Here is a 17,852-nt window from a genome sequence, read left to right as displayed (position 1 = left end):
ACGCGGCGTTCTGCCCGCGCCATCGTCACAGATCCTTGCACAGGCGCAGCGCGTCGTAGATCGCGGCGTGGATGTTGCGGCCGGCGACGGCATCGCCGATGCGATAGAGCGTGTAGCCGCCGGCCCTCCCTTCGCCCCGGGGCGCGGCGCCATTGGTCTCGAAGGGCTGTGGTCGGCCGTCGATCAGGGCCTTGAGATCGGTGAGGCCCTTGTTCTTGGCCTTGTCCTTCAGCTTAAAATGCAGCCCGTCGACCGGCTGCGTGCCGTAGTCGACGACCACCGAATCGACCACCCGTTCTTCCTCTGCGTCGGTCATGGTGTTGCGCAAAGCCGCGATCAGCCGATTGCCTTCCGGATAGATCTCGATCAGCTCGGCATTCGGCGTCATCAGCACGCCGAGCTTGTAGAGTTCGCGCAGATGGACCGGCTGATTGGTCGGGCCGATCTCCTCGCCGATCATCCGGTCGTGGGTGACGATCTCGACGAGGCAGCCCTTCTTGGCGAGGTGCTCGGCGGTGGAGGCGGCGTTGTGGCCGCCGATCTCGTCGTAAAGCAGCACGCTGCCCGACGGCTCGGAGCGGCCTTCGAGGACATCCCAGGTGGTGACCGCATGGTCGAAGCCGCTGGCCTCGCCCTTTTGCGGCAGGCCGCCGGTCGCGACGATGACGATGTCGGGGGCCAGCGCGGCGATCTCGGCCTCGTTTGCCTCGGTATTCAGGCGGATGTCGACGCCGAGCTTTTGCACTTGGCCGGTAAGCCAGCGCGGAATGCCCGACAACGCTTCGCGCCAAGTGGCCTTCGAAGCGAGGTTCACCTGGCCACCGAGGCGGTCGGACTTTTCGAACAGCGTCACCTGATGGCCGCGCTCGGCGAGCACCCGCGCCGCCTCCAACCCGCCGACGCCGCCGCCGATCACCACGGCGGTCTTTGTCGCCGCCGCCTTTTTGATGACATGCGGCATGGTCGCTTCGCGGCCGGTGGCGGCATTCTGGATGCACAAGGCATCGCCGCCGACATAGATGCGGTCGATGCAGTAGCCGGCGCCGACGCATTGGCGGATATCGTCGGCGCGGCCCTCCGACAGCTTCTTGACGAGATGCGGATCGGCGATGTGGGCCCGGGTCATGGCGATCATGTCGACATGGCCCTCGGCGACGGCCCGCGCACCGGTGGCGAGATCCGTCACCCGCTGAGCGTGGAAGATCGGCACGTCGACCTCGCGCTTGATCGCCGAAGGCAAAGCGAGGAAGGGCGCGACCGGGAACGACATGTTCGGCAGCGACACGGCATGGGCGATGTGATCGCGGGCCTGGCCGCCCATGATGTTCAGGAAGTCGACGAGGCCGCGCCCGGCATAGTCCGCGGCGATCGCCACGCAGTCTTCGTGGGACAGCCCGCCCTTCAGCATCTCGTCGCCGGACATGCGGATGCCGATGACGAAGTCGTCGCCGACGGCCGCGCGCATCGCGGTCAGCACCTCGATGCCGAAGCGCATGCGGTTGTCGAGGCTGCCGCCATATTTGTCGCTGCGTTTGTTGGAATGCGGCGACCAGAACTGATCGACCAGATGGCCATGGGCGGCGGAAATCTCGCAGCCGTCGAGGCCCCCCTCTTGGCACCGCTTCGCGGCGGCCGCGAAATCGGCGACGATGCGGTCGATTTCCTCCTGCTCCAGCGCTTTGGCCATCGCCCGCGAGGCCGGCTCACGGGTCACTGAGGGCGATTTCACCGGTAACCAGTGCTCGGTATCCCACTTGGTGCGCCGGCCCATATGGGTGAGCTGGATCATCAGCTTGGCGCCGTGGCGGTGGATGCGCCCGGAAAATTCCCGAAAGAACGGCACGACGGAATCGTCGGCAACCGAGATCTGGTTCCAAGGCGCTGCCGGACTGTCGACCGACACCGAGGACGAGCCGCCGAACATCGTCAGGCCGATGCCGCCCTTGGCCTTTTCCTCGTGATAAAGCTGATAGCGCTCCTGCGGCTTGCCGTCCTTGCCGTAGGACGGCGCATGGCTGGTCGACATCACCCGATTGCGGATCGTCAGCCCCTTGATGGTCAGCGGCTTCAGGAGAGCGTCGGCATTGGCGATCATGGCTGTGGGCCCTCCCGGGATGGGGTGCTGGCGGTGGCGAGACGGTTCGGCCGGTGTGCGGCGATTGGCCGAGAGGCGGTGTCGACGGCAAGCGTCGCGGCGGCGCGGGATAAGGAAGCCGTCAGCCGCGCCATGTCGCTCACCGCTCGATGACGAGGTCGGTCTTGGGCTTGGAGCAGCACAGAAGCGCCATGCCGGCGTCGATCTCGCGCTGGCGGATGCCGCCGCCATGCTTCATGTCGACCGCGCCGGAGACGAGCTTCGACTTGCAGGTGCCGCACAGGCCCTTGGAGCAGGAGGAAGGCAGGCGCATGCCGGCGCGCCGGGCCGCTTCCATCACCGTCAGGCCTTCCGGACATTCGATGGTGCGGCCGGTCTTGGTGAATTCGAGCTGGAAGACCTTGACGCCGGAATCGATCTCCTCCGCCGCATCGGCGATCTGCTCCTGCGCCTCCTCGGTGAAATCGTCGAAGTTGAAGCTTTCCTGGTGGTAGCGGCTCATGTCGAAGCCGGCTTCCTTCAGCGTTGTCTTGACCGCCCGCATGAACGGCGCGGGGCCGCAGACGAACACCACGCGGTCGCGAAAATCCGGGCAGATCATCGCCAGTTTGGAGTCGTCGAAGCGGCCGCGATAACCGCTCCAGGCGTCGCGCGGGCCGTCCTTCTCGACGATGAAGGTCGGCCGGATCGAGCGGTTGCGGCGGCTCATGAAGTCGAGCTCGTCGCGAAAGATGATGTCGGCCGGCGAGCGGGCGGCGTGGACGAAGGCGATGTCGGAAATCAGCGCGAGGTCGAAGGCCGAGCGCGTCATCGACATCATCGGGGTGATGCCCGAGCCGCCTGAGATGAAGAGATATTGGGTCGCCTGCATGCCCGACCAGGAGAACTCGCCCATCGGCACCGTGGCTTTCAGCATCATGCCCGGCTGGAAGGCGTCATGCAGCCAGTTCGACACCGGCCCGTTCGGCACCCGCTTGACGGTGATCGAGACGGTGTCGGGCCGGGTCGGCGGCGAGGAGATGGTGTAGCAGCGATGGATGGTGGCGCCGTCGATCTCGAATTCGAAGGTCAGGAACTGACCCGAGACGAATTCGAATTGGCGCTTGTGACGCGGCGCGAAGACGAAGGTCTTGACGTCATGGGTCTCCTCGCGCACGGCGCGGCAGATGAGGACGTCGTCCTCTTCCGGCTCCCAGCGATAATAGCCGGTGGGCACGGGGCCGACGGTCTGAGCCTTCGCATTGGCGGCGTTCGGGGCGGGAGCATCCATCGCAATCGGCCCCTCTCAGGCCGCGGCCCGGGTCTCGGCGAGATGCGACAGCATCCGGCCGACATACCAGTTGACGAATTTTTCGACGAGCATCTCGGTGTGGGGCGAATAGGGCCCCGGCACATAGCCGTCGGACTGGACGCCTTGCTGGCAATAGCCGACGAGATCAGAGTCCTGCTGGTTGGTCGCCATCCAGACGCCGATCAGATTGTCGAGATCGTAGTCGACGCCTTCGACCGCGTCCTTGTGGACCAGCCATTTGGTGCGCAGCAGCGAGCGTTCGGCATCGAGCGGCAGCACCGAGAACACCACCGCGTGGTCACCCATGAAATGGTGCCAGGAATTCGGCTGGGTCCAGAAATGCAGAGCGCCGGCCTTGGCATTGGTGAGGTCGCCCATCAATTTCTTGCAGGCGCGCTTGGTGTCCATGGTGTGGCTCTCACCGTCACCGGCGAGCGGCAGGCGCTCGGTGCGAAAGCCGGTGACCATGTCGTCGAGCCGGTCGACCTCGCGCGAGGGCAGGCCGCTCGCCTCCCAGCCGGCATGATTGTTCTTCAGCATGCAGGCATATTGCGCCGCATGTTCGCGCTCGCTCTCGTCGAGTTCCTCGGGCGCAAAGCCGAAGCCGTAGGCGAACAGCGGGATGGTCAGTTCGGGATGGTTCGCGCCGCAGTGATAGCACTCGCGGTTGTTCTCCATCGTCAGCTTCCAGTTGCCCGGCTCGATCAGATCGTGCTGATAGGCCACCTTGGTCTCGCGCAGATTGTGCGGGGCGAGATAGGGCGCCATGACCCGCTCCAGCTCGTCGAAATCCTGCGGCGGGGTGTCGGCAAGGCAGATAAAGAGCAGGCCCTCCAGCGAGCGGATATGGACCGGTTTCAGGCCGTGGCAGGATTTGTCGAAATCCTCGCCCATATGCTCGGCGTGGATGAGCTTGCCGGTCGTGCCGTAGACCCAGGAGTGATAGCGGCAGACGAGATTGCCGACGGTGGTCTTCTCGTCATGAACGAGCCGCGCGCCGCGATGGCGGCAGACATTGTGGAAGGCGCGGACTTCGCCGTCGTCGTCGCGCAGGATGGCAACCGAGTTCTTGCCGATGTCGACGACCATGACGTCGCCCGGCTCCGGCACGTCCGGCTCGACGCCGACGAACAGCCAGTGGCGGGAGAAGATCACGTCCATGTCGACGTCGAAGATCTCCGGATCCGTATAGAAGGGCGTGTCGAGCGTATAGCCCTTCTTGCGATGGGTCAGGCGGGCGACGAGGTCGTTCATCATGCTGCACCCTTTTCAAGGGCCGGGAGATGCCGGCGCCGGCCGCGCCCCTGTTGATCGGAACGTTGTTGATGCCGGCCCGCAAACGGGCCGCTGTCTTACAGTTGGTGGCGGGCGGCCTCGACCAGGAAGCCCTGAACGTAAGGCGCGAAGGACCGCCAGCTGGTGACCGTGAAGCGATCCTCGGCGAGCCGCGTCAGGACGATCTCGGCCTTGCCGAGAAGGGTGCGCGTCGCCGCGCCGACCGGAAAGGCGGCGAGCGCAAGGTCGATCGGGCAGCCGGCATTGATGACGCTATCGGCCTCGGCTCCCGCGACGACGAAGCTGACGTCGCGATGGGACACGTCGACCAGCGAATGCGCTGTGTCATTGAGCGCCGCTGCGAGGGCTTCGCTGCGCTCCTCGACGTCGTCGGCGGGGCAGAGCAGCATCCACTCGTCCGGGCCGAGACGAAGGGCGGTGCGCGTGGCGGCGCCATCGCCGGCGCTGCGCCGCGAATTGATTGGCCCAGACAGGTCGAAGCCGTCGATGGCGGTGTCGTCGCCAAGCGCGGCCGGCTTTATCCGCAGCGACAGGCGGCCTTGCGGCCCAAGCGGGGCAACGGTCACGCCGGCGTCGCTCGATCGCGGCGCAAGCGCCGGCGCGCGGCTGGCGAGATTGACGTCAAGCATCGGCGGTTTCTCCCTTCACCTCGTAGAATACTGCAGGCGCGATCACCGCCTCGGTGAAGCCCGTCGGCGTCGTCGCGAAGACGGTTTCGCCGATCCGCGCGCGACCGTCGTCGATCATCGCCATGGCGATCGAGCGGCCGCAATTTTCCGATCGGTAGCTGGAGGTGACGTGGCCGATCATCTTCATCGGGATCGGCTGGCCCGGATCTTTGACCACCTGCGCGCCCTCGTCGAGCACCTCGTTCGGATCCTTGGTCAACAGGCCGACGAGTTGGCGGCGCCCGGCGGCCACCATGTCCGGCCGCGACAGCGAGCGCTTGCCGACGAAGTCCGGCTTCACCTTGGAGACGAGGCCGGAGAGGCCGACATCGTCGGGCGTCGCGGTGCCGTCGGTCTCCTGGCCGACGACGATATAGCCGACCTCGGCCCGCAAAACATGCATCGCCTCGGTGCCATAGGGGGTGATGCCATGCTTCTGGCCGGCGTTGAACAGCGTCGTCCAGACCGCCTCGCCGTAGTCGGCCGGAACGTTGACCTCATAGCCGAGCTCGCCGGTAAAGGAGACGCGGAACAGCCGGCAGGGCACGCCGCAGACAGAGCCGGTCTTGACCGTCATATGCGGGAAGGCGGTCTCCGACAGCTCGATCTCGCTGACGAAGGGCTCAAGGACGTCGCGCGCCTTCGGCCCCTGCAGGGCGATCACCGCCCATTGCTCGGTGATCGAGGTCAAAAAGACGTCGAGATCCGGCCATTCGGTCTGGAGATAGTCCTCCATGTGGCGCAGCACCCGTGGCGCGCCGCCGGTGGTGGTGGTCACGTGGAAGCGATTCTCGGCCAGACGCGCGACGACGCCGTCGTCATAGACGAATCCGTCCTCGCGCAGCATCAGCCCGTAGCGGCAGCCGCCGGTCTTCAGCTTGTTCCAGGCGTTGGTGTAGATGCGGTTCATGAATTCGGCGGCATCCGGGCCGACGACCTCGATCTTGCCGAGGGTGGAGGCGTCGAAGATGCCGACCGTGCTGCGCACCGCCTTGGTTTCGCGGGCGAGCGCCGCCTGCATATCCTCGCCGGCCTGCGGGAAATAGCGGGCGCGCCGCCACAGGCCGACCGGCTCGAACACCGCGCCGTTTTGCGCCGCCCAGCCGTCGATCGGCGTCTTGCGCACCGGGTCGAACAGCTCGTTCCGCGCCGGCCCGATCAGGGCGCCGAAGCTCACCGGCGTATAGGGCGGCCGGAAGGTGGTGGTGCCGACCGCCGGGATCGGCCGGTTCAAGATGCCGGCGACGAGGCCGAGGGCGTTCATGTTCGAGGTCTTGCCCTGGTCCGTCGCCATGCCGGTGGTGGTGTAGCGCTTGACGTGCTCGATCGACTCAAAGCCCTCGCGCACGGCGAGCTTGATGTCCTTGACCGTCACGTCGTTCTGGAAATCGACGAAGGCCTTGATGCGCGACGGGTCGGCATCGCTCGGCAGCACCCGCACCGGCTGGAAGCCGGTGAAGGCGGCGCTGGCCTCGACCGGCTGTGGCGAAGCGGCCCCGCCGATCGCGTCGCTGCCGGCCGCAAAGCCGTCGGCGAGGACAGCGCCAAGATCGTAAAGGCCGCGGCAGGCGCCGGCCGAGCGTTCGGCCTGGACCGACTTGTCCGGCACGAAAGCGTCGATCTCGGTGTCGAAGGCGAGCTTGCCGCGCGACTGGGAGAAGAGATGCACCGACGGCGTCCAGCCGCCGGACATGGCGACACAGTCGCAGTCGAGGGTGAGCTTCGGCCCGATCGACCCGTCGGTGCCGATCGGCGCGACGACCAGGGCGCCGACGCGGTTGCCGCCGAGCGCCCGGATCACCGTATGGCCGGTGCGCACTGTGATGCCGGCGTCCCTTGCGGCAGCGAGTTCTGGTCCGCAATCGGCTCCCAGCCGGATGTCGACGATCTCCACCCGCATGCCGGCCGCTTTGGCGTCGAGGGCGGTCCGATAGGCCGAGGCTGCGGCGGTGACGACGATCAGCGCGTCGCCGGGAAGGACCGCCCAGCGATTGACGTAGGCGCGCAGGCTCTCGGCGAGCATGACGCCGGGCTTGTCGTTGTTCTCGAAGACCAGCGGCCGCTCATGGCTGCCGGTCGCCAGTACCACCTGCCGCGCCCGCACCTGCCACAGCCGCTCGCGGGCAAGCCCCTCGGGCGCGTCGGCGCGGTGGTCGCTGACCCGCTCGACCAGGCAGACATGGTTGTGATTGTAGTAGCCGAATCCCGTCGTGCGCGGCAGCAGGATGACGTTTTCGCGCCCGTCGAGCGTCGCCACAGCGTCTTCAACCCAATCCATCGCCGGCTGGCCGTCGATGGTCGAGGTGAGGTCGTTCAACAGCGCGCCGCCGGGCTCGGCGCCCTCATCAGCGAGGATCACCCGCTTCGACGCGTCGGCCGAGGCGGTGAGGGCGGCGGCAAGGCCGGCCGGCCCGGCGCCGACGATCAGCACGTCGGCATGGGCGTGGCGGTTGGCATAATGGTCGGGGTCGGGATATTCCGGCGCCTCGCCAAGGCCCGCCGCCTTGCGGATGATCGGCTCATAGACCTTGTCCCAGAACCGCTTCGGCCACATGAAGGTCTTGTAGTAGAAGCCGGCGACGAAGATCGGCGACAACAGGTCGTTGACCGCACCGATATCGAGCGCAAGCGAAGGCCAATGGTTCTGGGTCTTTACCACCAGCCCGTCGCGCGCCTCGACGACGCTCGCCCGGTTGTTCGGGTCACGGTAGCCGGGGCCGCGATCGTGGCGCCAGTCAACCGAAAGGAGCGCGCTTGGCTCGTCCGAGCCGTGGGAAAGAATGCCGCGCGGACGGTGATATTTGAACGAGCGGCCGGCCAGATGTTGACCCGATGCCAGGAGCATCGAGGCGACAGTGTCGCCGGCAAAGCCTTCGAGGGTCTTGCCGTTGAAGCTCACCGTCAAGGGGCGGTTGCGGTCGATCCGGCCGCCGGAGGCGCGGCGAAAGGGCTGGCTCATGGTCGCGTGCCTCAGGCCTTGGCGGTTTCAGAAATGGGATCGGGGCGTGGGGTGCCCATTTCGTAGGTGGTCACGAAGGCATCGCTGACGGTGTCGCGCAACGCGTTGAACCAGCGGCCGCAGCCATGGGCGTGCAGCCAGCGCTCGGCATGCAGGCCCTTGGGATTGGTGCGGGTATAGAGGAAGGAACCCCAATCAGCATCGCTGATATCGGCCGGGGTGTCGGGCCGGGCGATATGCGCTTCGCCGCCGCAGTGGAACTCGGTCTCGGGGCGTTCGCCGCAATAAGGGCATCGGATCAGGAGCATCGTTGTTAACTCCGACGAAACGAAAAAGAGGCTGTCAGTGCGCGACGGCCGCGGCGGCGGCCTCGTCGATCAATCGGCCGGTGCGGAAGCGATCGAGGCTGAACGGCGCGTTGATCGGATGCGGCTCGCCGGTCGCCAGCGTGTGGGCGAAGACATGACCCGAGCCGGGCGTCGCCTTGAAGCCGCCGGTGCCCCAGCCGCAATTGACGAACAGCCCGGGGATCGGCGTCTTGCCGAGGATCGGCGAGCGATCGGGGGTGACGTCGACGATGCCGCCCCAGGAGCGCAGCATGCGCATCCGGGTAAATTGCGGGAACAGTTCGCAGATCGCGTCGAGGGTGTGACTGACGATCTGGATGCCGCCTTGCTGAGAATAGGAGACATATTGATCGGTGCCGGCGCCGATCACCAACTCGCCCTTGTCCGACTGGGAGATGTAGGCGTGGACGGCGTTGGACATGACGACGCAGGGAAACACCGGCTTGACCGGCTCGGAGACCAGCGCCTGCAGCGGCACGCTCTCGACCGGCATTTTCAAGCCGAAGCGGCTCATCACCACGCCGGTGTGGCCGGCGGCGACGACGCCGACGCGCTTGGCGCCGATGAAGCCGCGGCTGGTCTCGACGCCGGCAACGGCGCCGTCCGACGTGCGCCGCAGCCCGAGCACTTCGCAGTTCTGGATGATGTCGACGCCGCGCGCGTCGGCCCCGCGGGCATAGCCCCAGGCGACGGCGTCGTGGCGCGCAGTGCCGCCGCGCCTCTGCAGCGCGCCGCCAAGCACCGGATAGCGGAGATCCGGAGAAATCGACAGCGGCGGGCAGAATTCCTTGCATTCCTCCGGCGTCAGCCACTCGTTGTCGATGCCATTCAGCCGGTTGGCATAGACGTGGCGCTTGAAGGAAATGACGTCGTGGTGGTTGTGCACCAGCATCAAGACGCCGCGCTGGGAGAACATCACATTGTAGTTCAGCTCCTGGGACAGGCCCTCCCAGAGCTTCATCGCATGTTCGTAAAGTGCGGCCGACTCGTCGAACAGATAGTTCGAGCGCACGATGGTGGTGTTGCGGCCGGTGTTGCCGCCACCGATCCAGCCCTTTTCCAGCACCGCGACTTTGGTCACGCCATGAACGGTGGCGAGGTAATAGGCCGTCGCCAGGCCATGGCCGCCACCACCGACGATGACGACGTCGTATTCTTTTTTCGGCTCCGGCGCGCGCCATTGGCGCTTCCAGCCCTGATGTCCCGAGGCGGCTTCCTTCAGAAGCGACGTGAGTGAGAACCGGCGCATGGCATTCGACCTTCGCTAACCATGGCGAACAATGCGCAGAGTGACAGTTTTTTGACTAACGTAAATGCGAAATAGAACATTTCAAAAGCGACATCGATGACGTTTTTTCGGGCCTGCGCTGAAATGCGGCAAGGGCGGGAAATGATCGATATTTTCGAGCGGCTTGTCCCAGCGCGCGCATGACGGCGTCGCTCTCGTAAAGAGCCCGTCAGCCCGATCAGAGATCGAATTCGCGGCGAGCGGAAAGCAACCGGCCGGTCACTTCGTCCTGTCGGTTGCGGTTGCGCGCGATCGCTGACGCCCGCATCTCCGGCACCATTTTGCGTCGGGTCGTCGTTGTGCTGTCACGTGCGACGGGCCGGCCCCTCGCAGGGACGCGGCCCGTTCCGGCGCGGGCGCTCAGAGCGCCGTCGGCGGCTGCATCCGTCGTCCCGCCGCATCGTCATCGACGATGGCGCCCTTTTCGCCTCGCCGGGCCTGTTGCCGTCCGGTTCAGGCGCCGAAGCGTGGCTCCGGCAGCCCCTTGATGCCGAGGTCGTGAATGGCGAAGAGGCTGCCCCTCAAAACGCCGTCATCCGGAAAGCGCGGCAAGGGCGGCTTGGCCATCGAGGTGACGAAGAGGATGTCGAGATTCGGACCGCCGAACATGACGCTCGTCACCTTCTTCACGGGCATCTCGATCACCCGATCGACGCTGCCGTCGGGCGTGTAACGCACGAGCTTGCCGTCGTAGACGAGCGCGTTCCACAGGTAGCCCTCGGCATCCACCGTCGAGCCGTCGGCCGCGCCGCCGCCGCTCATGTCGACCTTGGCGAAGGCCCGCCGGTTCGTCGCCGCGCCGGTCTCGATATCATAGTCATAGGACCAGATCTCACCGCCCCAGGTGTCGTTGAAGTAGAAGGTGCGATCGTCGGGCGCAAAGCAGGGCCCGTTGGAGCAGATAATGCCCGTGTCGATTGTCGTAACGGAAAAGTCGGGGTCGAGGCGATAGAGGGCACCGAAGGGGCCTTCCTCCATCGTATCCATCGAGCCGGAGAAGAACCGGCCGTGCCGGTCGACCTTGCCGTCATTGATGCGGTTGTTCGGGCGGTCGGGCTCGGGATCATGGATCAGGTCGCAGTCGCCGGTCGCAAAGTCGAGGGCGTGAAAGCCCGTCTGCAGCGACACCACGGCGCCGTTGCCGTCCTTTCTCAGCGCCATGGAACCGATCTTGGCCGGCACGTCCCAGGCGCGGATTTCGCGGCCGTCGACGGTGGTGCGAAAGACCCGGCCATCGAAGCTGTCGATGAAATAGAGCCGCTCCTGTTCGGCATCCCAAAGCGGGCCTTCGCCGAGCGTCGTCTTGACGTCCAAAAGCACGTCGATGCGCATTGTCGTTCCTCCCGTAAGCGGTCCTGCTTCTTTAAAGCGGGATGCGATGAACCGGAATCGTCATTCCGCTCCAAGCCATTGTTTTGCCGCATGATGTGATCCGAGACGTCATGCGACGTCGCAACATCATGCTCTAGAAGCCGACCCGGTCGCCGCCCTTCAGCTCCAAAATGCTGCGCGCCTCGTCGGGCGTCGCGATCGACAGGCCGAGGCCTTCGATAATCTGGCGCACCATTCGCACCTGCTCGGCGCTGGAGGTCGCGAGCTTGCCCTTGCCGGCCCAGAGCGAATCCTCGAGGCCAACCCGGACATTGCCGCCCATGGCAGCGGCCTGCGCCGCGATCCGCAGTTGCGAGGATCCGGCTCCCAGCACCGACCAGCGGAACTGATCGCCGAACAGTCGATCGGCTGTCCGCTTCATGTGGATGACGTCTTCCGGATGGGTGCCGATGCCGCCGAGCAGGCCGAAGACCGACTGGACGAAGAACGGTGCCTTGACCAGGCCGCGATCGGCGAAATGGGCGAGATTGTAGAGATGGGCGATATCGTAGCACTCGAACTCGAAGCGCGTGCCGTTGCCGTAGCAGGTTTCGAGGATGTACTCGATATCCTTGAAGGAATTGCGGAAGACCAGATCGCGCGTCGCCTCCAGATGCGGCTTCTCCCAGTCGAATTTGAAGGTCTCGTATTTCGGCGCGAGGTGATAGAGGCCGAAATTGATCGAGCCCATGTTGAGCGAGGCGACCTCCGGCTTGAAGGTCGCCGCCGGCAGGACGCGCTCCTCGACCTTCATATAGGGGCTGCCGCCGGTGGTGATGTTGATCGCCGCCTTGGTGCCCTGCTTCACCCGTGGCAGGAAGCGCGCGAAGGCCTCCGGCGTCTGGTCGGGCCGGCCGTTCTCGGGATTGCGGGCGTGAAGGTGCAGGATCGCCGCGCCCGCATCCGCTGCGCCGATCGCATCCGCCGCGATCTCGTCCGGGGTGATCGGCAGATGCGGCGACATGGTGGGCGTGTGGATCGCGCCGGTGACGGCGCAGGTGATGATGACCTTGCCCTGCGGCAGATGACTGGTCGTGGCCATGGGGTTCTCCTCCTTGCCGCCTCAGCGGCCGATGTCTTCGTCGGCGTTGCGTTTGTGAGCCCGCAGCGCCATCAGCCGGCGGTCGCGCCAGACCTGCCGCTCGGCAAGCTCGCTCTCGGCGAGCGCTGCGCGCCGGGCCGAAACGACGGTGTCCAGCACGGGACCCGCCCAGTCGACCCGCTCGCGCATCTGTTCGAACAGGCCCGCATAGAGCGGCTGGTAGCGAGCGACATAGTCGGCGACGCCGCCGGGTGCATTGAGATCGATGGTCTCGAAGGGCCCGATGAAGCTCCAGCGCAAGGCGAGGCCGTCCGCGATGCCGCGATCAACGTCCTGCGGGCTGGCATAGCCACCGGCGACAAGGCGGAACGCCTCCTCGAGAAGTGCCCCTTGCAGGCGGTTCATGATGAAACCATCGATCTCGCGGGCCATCACCAGCGGCACCTGGCCGATCGCCTTGAGGAAGGCTTCGCCGCGCCGCATTGTGTCGAGCGAGGTTGCGGCCGACGGAACGAGTTCGACGGCGGGCACCAGATAGGGCGGGTTGATCGGATGGGCGACGACGCATCGGTGGGCCCCGGCGAGACCACCGGCGATCGCCGAGGGCAAGAGTGCGGAGGACGACGAGGCCAGGATCGCCTCCGGCGCTGCCAGGGCGTCGAGGCGGGCGAAGGTTTCGCGCTTCACCGCGATCTTTTCCGGCCCGCATTCCTGAACCCAGGCGACACTATCGAGCGCCTCTTCCAAGGTCTGGACCGGCCGCAAGGCGGCGAGCACGGCGTCGACACTCAAGCCGCCGAGCAGATCGCTGGCCGCGAGATCCTCGGCGACGGTGCGGACAAAGTCGCCTGCGCGAGGCGCAGCCTGGGGATCCGGATCCCAGAGGCGTACGATGCAGCCGGCGCGCGCGAAGGTGATCGCCCAGGCGCGGCCGATCAGGCCCGCTCCGACGACCGCGACGGTGGTTCCTGAGGTAGCCATCACAGTGTCTCCACGTTGCCGTCGACATTGAACGACATGGCCGACAGGTTGCGGCCGGCGTCAGACAGGAGGAAGGCGACCGATGCGGCGACATCCTGTGGCGTCACCATCCGCCGCAGTGAGATGGTCTGGAGGTAGCGCGCCTCCATCTCCTCGAAGGAGACGCCGACCTGATCGGCACGGGCGCGGATCACCCCCTCCATGCGTGGCCCCGCGACGATGCCGGGCAGGATGGCGTTGACGCGGATATTGTCGGGCCCGAGTTCCTTGGCGAGGCTCTGAGTGAAGCCGATGATGCCGAACTTTGCCGCCGAATACGGGGTGCGGAAGGCATAGCCGTGGCGGCCGGCGGAGGAGGACATGTTGACGATCGAGCCGCCGCCGGCAGCCTTCAGATGCGGGACGGCGAGATGGGCGCAAAGGAACTGGCCGGTCAGATTGATGTCGATGCAGCGGCGCCAGTCGGACGGGGAGATGGCCTCGACGCCCCCGGTCGGACCGGCGATGCCGGCATTGTTGATGAGGGCGTCGAGCCCGCCAAGCTTATCCAGTGCGGCCGTGAAGAAGCACTCCATCTCCGTCTCCGACGAGACGTCGGCCCGCATCGCGAAGGCGCCTGGCAGTTCGGCGGAGGCCGTCGCGAGAGCCTCGTCGGAGACGTCGCAGAAGGCGATCCGGCAGCCATAGGCGTGCAGCAGCTGCGCGATGGCGAGGCCGATTCCGCCGGCACCGGCGGTGACGACGATGCGCTGTCCAGAAAGCCCGGCCATGATGTCTGGTTTCGGATGGGGGGATGTGGCTGACACGGTTCAGTTCCTCTTATCGCGCAGGGCAAGAACGGCGGCGAGGACGACGCAGCCGAAGAAGATGGCACGGAAGGCATAGGGAAGCGTGGTGCCGGCAAGCAGCGTCTGCAGCGCGGTGAGAAGCAGCGCGCCGCCGACCATGCCGAGGAAGTGGCCGCGCCCGCCGGTGATCAGCGCACCGCCCACCACGACGACGGCGATCGAGGGCAGCAGATAGTCATCGCCCATGCCGAGGCTGGCTTGACCCGAGAAGCCGGTCAAAAGGATGCCGACGAGTGCTGCGCAGATCGCCGAGACGACATAGACGCCGACGATCACCGATCCGGTCTGAATACCTGAGAGGCGCGCCGCATCCAGACTGTTTCCGACCGCGTAGACCCGCCGTCCGAAGGCTGTGCGGCCGAGCAGGAGCGTGCCGGCAACGATGACGATTGCCAGGAAGAGCAGCACCGGCGTGACGCCGCCGATATGGCCTGTCATCATCCAGCGCAGAAGCGGCGAGGCGAAGCCGGCCGGGGTGCCGCCGGAATACAGCAGCGCTGCTCCCTGAAGGATGCCGTTGGCCGCAAGGGTCACCACGATGGGCGAGAGGCCGAGGGCGACCACGCCGAGGCCATTGAAGAGACCGATCAGCGCTGCAAGGCCGAGAACCGCGGGAACGGCATAGAGCAACGCCGCATCCGAGCCCTGGACGATGCCCGCGAGGAGAATTCCGGACAGGCCGATGGTCCAAGGCACGGACAGGTCGAGGCCGCCCGTTAGGATGACCGAGCCTTGGCCCAGCGCCAGAATGGTGAGAAAGGTCGAGAGCACCAGCAGCGAGTTCCAGAAGCTCCAGCTGCCGAGCGAACTGCCGAGGACGACCTGGGTGGCGATGAGAACAAGGACGAGGCCGATCCAGGCCGGCAGGGCGTAGCGTAGCGTCTGACCGTTCCGGGTGAAGAACCCTGGCGCGACGACGTTGTCGCCAGCCGGACGCCCGCGCCCGTGCGCATCAACGAAAGCGAGTTTGCGGTCGGTCTTTGGGCGCTGGGAGACGTGGGTGCCGGCGCGTCGGGCTTTGAGGCTGCCCCGAAGCCCGGCGAGCTGCTCGCTCAGGACCGAATCCTTGCTGAGCGAGCCGACGAGCACAGCCGCCAGAAGCACCGCCCCTTCCGCGATCGTAGAGAAATAGGCCGAGACGTTGAGGGCGAGCAGGATATTGACGACACTCATCAGGACGAAGGCGCCGAAGACCGTGCCGACGAGACCGCCCTTGCCGCCGCCGAGCCGCGTTCCGCCGATCACGACCGCCGCAAACATCTGCAGAAGCAGGGAATTGCCGACGAGCGGATCGCCCGATCCGGTCTGGGCGCTGACGAAGGTTCCGGCGAGGCCGTAAAAACCGCCGGCAATCACATAGCTGCCGAAGCGCACCAGGGTCGTGCGCACACCGGTCGAGGTGGCCGTCGCCGGATCGCTGCCGACGGCGTAGAGTGCGACGCCGAAGCCGGTGTTCTTCAGCCAGAGCCAGAACAGCGCGACGAGCCCGAGCAGCACGAGCGAGGCGGGGACAAGCCCGCTGATCGCGTCGCCCATATAGAACGAGCCGAGCGACGGCGAAATGAAGCCCCCCGGCTGCGGCAGGATCAAAAGTGTCAGGCCCTGCACGATGAACATGGTGGACAGGGTGACGACGATCGGCTGGAGGCGCAGGAAGGCGACAAAAATACCGTTGAAGGCGCCGACCGCCATGCCGGTGCCGATCCCGACGAGGGTCCACAGAAGCGGCGAGGCTTGCATCTGCGCCGGGTCCATATTCGCCGCGAGCACGGCGTTGACCAGCGAGATCACGGCGCCGGCGGAGAGGTCGAAGCCGCCGGAAATGACGACGAGGGTCTGGCCCATGGCCGCCAGCGCCAGCGGCGTGCCGCCGCTCGCCTGGAAGGCAACATCGAAATAGGTGAGCGCGCCCGGCGTGATCCAGTCGACGAAGCCGAACAGGGCGGCGAAGACGAGGGCGGCGACGAGCGGTGCGCGGTTGCGGGCCAACCAACGCTGGACGGGACCGCGGCTGGCGGATCTCCGAACTGGTAGCTGCGCCCTGCCGGCGGAAAGAGTCGTTGCGGAGCCGGTCATGCGGAAGCCCTTGTCCTTGCCGCGTCCGGCTGATGAGCCGAACCCAGCGCGGCGTTCATGATGGTAAGCTCGTCGATCTCGTCGGTCTCCAGTTGCGCGACGATGGCCCCCTCATAGAGGACGATCACGCGGTCCGAGAGGTTGACGAGTTCGGGGATCTCGGTCGAGTGGAACAGCACCGCGCCACCGGCGTCGGCGAAGGCGCGCATCAGTCCGTAAAGCTGGTGCTTGGTCCCGACGTCGATGCCTCGCGTCGGATCGAAGAGCAAAAGAATACGGCTTTCGGCGACCAGCCATTTGGCAATCGCGATCTTCTGCTGATTGCCGCCCGAGAAGGCGCCGGCCTCGGTGAAGGCGGCGACGGGCGAGACGTCGACGGTGGCGAAGACCTTCTGCGCCGCGGCCTGCTCGGCGGCCCCGTCGATGAGGCCGTGGCGGGTGAAGCGCTCGATCACCGGCAGGCTGGCATTGGTGGTGCCGTCGAGCTTCAGGAACAACCCCTCGGTCTTGCGCTCCTCGGGCAGCAGCCCGATCCGCAGCGAGGGATGAAGAGCGTCGGCCGGCGACGACAGGTGAACGGCGCGCCCGTCGACGCGGATCTCGCCGGCGTCGACGGGAATCGCGCCGAAGCAGGCCGAAAACAGCTCGCGCTGTCCCATGCCCTGCAGTCCGGCAACGCCGAGGATCTCGCCGGGCCGAAGCGCGATATTTGCTGCCTTGAGCTTCGGTCCGGCCGCAAGATCGCGGGTTTCCAGGACCGGTGCCGGGGGTTCGCGCAGGCTTCGTTGTGGCCGGGCCGGAAAGGTCTGGTCGAGCGAGCGTCCGATGATCATTTCGACGACGGCCTCGTCGGTGAAGTCGCCGACCCGGCCCGTGGCGATGTGCCGGCCGTTGCGCAGGATCGTCATCGTCTCGCAGAAGTCCCGCACCTCCGGCATGCGATGCGAAATGAACAGGACGGTGACGCCGCGCGCGCGGGCCTCGGCGATGATCTCGCCGAGCCATTTGACGTCGCTGCCGGCGAGCGCCGAGGTCGGCTCGTCGAGGAGCAGGACGCGCGGCTCGCGGAACAGCGCGCGGGCGATCTCGATTTTCTGGCGCTCGGCAAGATCAAGGCGCCCGGTCTCTGCGTAAAGGTCGGTCTGAAGACCCAGGCGATCGAAATGGTCCGCCACTCTTTCCGCCATGGCGCGGCGCTTCAACAGCCCGAGAAGCCCGGCCGGGGCTTTCGGCAGCAGCATGTTGTCGAGCACGCTGAGGTCCCGCACGAGGGTCAGTTCCTGGAACGCCGTCTGGATCCCGACACGATGAGCATCACGCGGGGAGTGGAACTGGACCGGCGCGCCGTCGACGAGAAGGCGTCCAGTATCCGGCGCGATCAGGCCGGAGAGGAGCTTCATCGTCGTCGATTTGCCGGCGCCGTTCTCGCCGAGCAGCGCATGGACCGTGCCGGGCGCGACGGAGAAGGTCACGTCCGAGACGGCCTTCGTCGCGCCGAACGATTTCGACACGGCATCCAGAGAGACGGCCGAGGGGGCTTCGCGAAGGGTCACGTGATCTGCCTTTCTGACCAGGACGATCCGGCGCCCC

Annotated in this window: 13 protein-coding genes; all 13 read right to left on the bottom strand. The window is 66.3% G+C overall.

Going from position 1 to position 17,852, the window contains the following annotated elements; translation table 11 throughout:
• Window positions 1–25: 25 nt before the first annotated feature.
• A complete protein-coding gene (locus tag J1C48_RS16725; protein WP_207259148.1) occupies window positions 26–2,095 on the bottom strand; it encodes an NADH:flavin oxidoreductase in 2,070 nt (689 codons plus the stop codon).
• A 139-nt stretch (window positions 2,096–2,234) separates the two neighbouring features.
• Window positions 2,235–3,365, bottom strand: a complete 1,131-nt coding sequence (locus J1C48_RS16720; protein ID WP_207259147.1) for an FAD-binding oxidoreductase — start codon at window positions 3,363–3,365, stop codon at window positions 2,235–2,237.
• Between the two features lie 15 nt (window positions 3,366–3,380).
• Window positions 3,381–4,640, bottom strand: a complete 1,260-nt coding sequence (locus J1C48_RS16715; RefSeq protein ID WP_425523519.1) for an aromatic ring-hydroxylating oxygenase subunit alpha — start codon at window positions 4,638–4,640, stop codon at window positions 3,381–3,383.
• Between the two features lie 98 nt (window positions 4,641–4,738).
• A complete protein-coding gene (locus tag J1C48_RS16710; RefSeq protein ID WP_207259145.1) occupies window positions 4,739–5,311 on the bottom strand; it encodes a sarcosine oxidase subunit gamma in 573 nt (190 codons plus the stop codon).
• Entirely contained in the window at window positions 5,304–8,309 is a 3,006-nt protein-coding gene (locus J1C48_RS16705; RefSeq protein ID WP_207259144.1) for a sarcosine oxidase subunit alpha family protein, read from the bottom strand. The genes J1C48_RS16710 and J1C48_RS16705 overlap by 8 nt, the downstream gene beginning before the upstream one ends.
• Window positions 8,310–8,320: 11 nt before the next feature.
• A complete protein-coding gene (locus tag J1C48_RS16700) occupies window positions 8,321–8,617 on the bottom strand; it encodes a sarcosine oxidase subunit delta (protein ID WP_207259143.1) in 297 nt (98 codons plus the stop codon).
• Between the two features lie 34 nt (window positions 8,618–8,651).
• Window positions 8,652–9,905 (bottom strand): sarcosine oxidase subunit beta family protein, encoded by a 1,254-nt coding sequence (locus J1C48_RS16695; RefSeq protein ID WP_207259142.1) that lies wholly within the window; start codon window positions 9,903–9,905, stop codon window positions 8,652–8,654.
• A 492-nt stretch (window positions 9,906–10,397) separates the two neighbouring features.
• A complete protein-coding gene (locus J1C48_RS16690; RefSeq protein ID WP_207259141.1) occupies window positions 10,398–11,276 on the bottom strand; it encodes an SMP-30/gluconolactonase/LRE family protein in 879 nt (292 codons plus the stop codon).
• Window positions 11,277–11,409: 133 nt separating this feature from the next.
• Entirely contained in the window at window positions 11,410–12,357 is a 948-nt protein-coding gene (gene kce, locus J1C48_RS16685; RefSeq protein WP_207259140.1) for a 3,5-dioxohexanoate:acetyl-CoA acetone transferase, read from the bottom strand.
• A gap of 21 nt (window positions 12,358–12,378) precedes the next feature.
• On the bottom strand, window positions 12,379–13,338 hold the full coding sequence (locus J1C48_RS16680) for a 3-hydroxyacyl-CoA dehydrogenase (protein WP_207259139.1): 960 nt from the start codon (window positions 13,336–13,338) through the stop codon (window positions 12,379–12,381).
• Window positions 13,338–14,108, bottom strand: coding sequence for an SDR family oxidoreductase (locus tag J1C48_RS16675; RefSeq protein ID WP_207259169.1), 771 nt, complete (start codon window positions 14,106–14,108; stop codon window positions 13,338–13,340). The genes J1C48_RS16680 and J1C48_RS16675 overlap by 1 nt, the downstream gene beginning before the upstream one ends.
• Before the next feature lie 39 nt (window positions 14,109–14,147).
• On the bottom strand, window positions 14,148–16,262 hold the full coding sequence (locus J1C48_RS16670; RefSeq protein WP_207259138.1) for an ABC transporter permease: 2,115 nt from the start codon (window positions 16,260–16,262) through the stop codon (window positions 14,148–14,150).
• Entirely contained in the window at window positions 16,259–17,815 is a 1,557-nt protein-coding gene (locus J1C48_RS16665; protein WP_231081867.1) for a sugar ABC transporter ATP-binding protein, read from the bottom strand. Before J1C48_RS16665 ends, J1C48_RS16670 begins: the two co-directional genes overlap by 4 nt.
• Window positions 17,816–17,852 lie beyond the last annotated feature (37 nt).

This window comes from Jiella flava, assembly GCF_017349315.1.
Lineage (GTDB): Bacteria > Pseudomonadota > Alphaproteobacteria > Rhizobiales > Rhizobiaceae > Jiella > Jiella flava.
The sequence above is the reverse complement of the archived record's forward strand: the minus strand, read 5'-3'. Positions and strand labels throughout refer to the sequence as shown.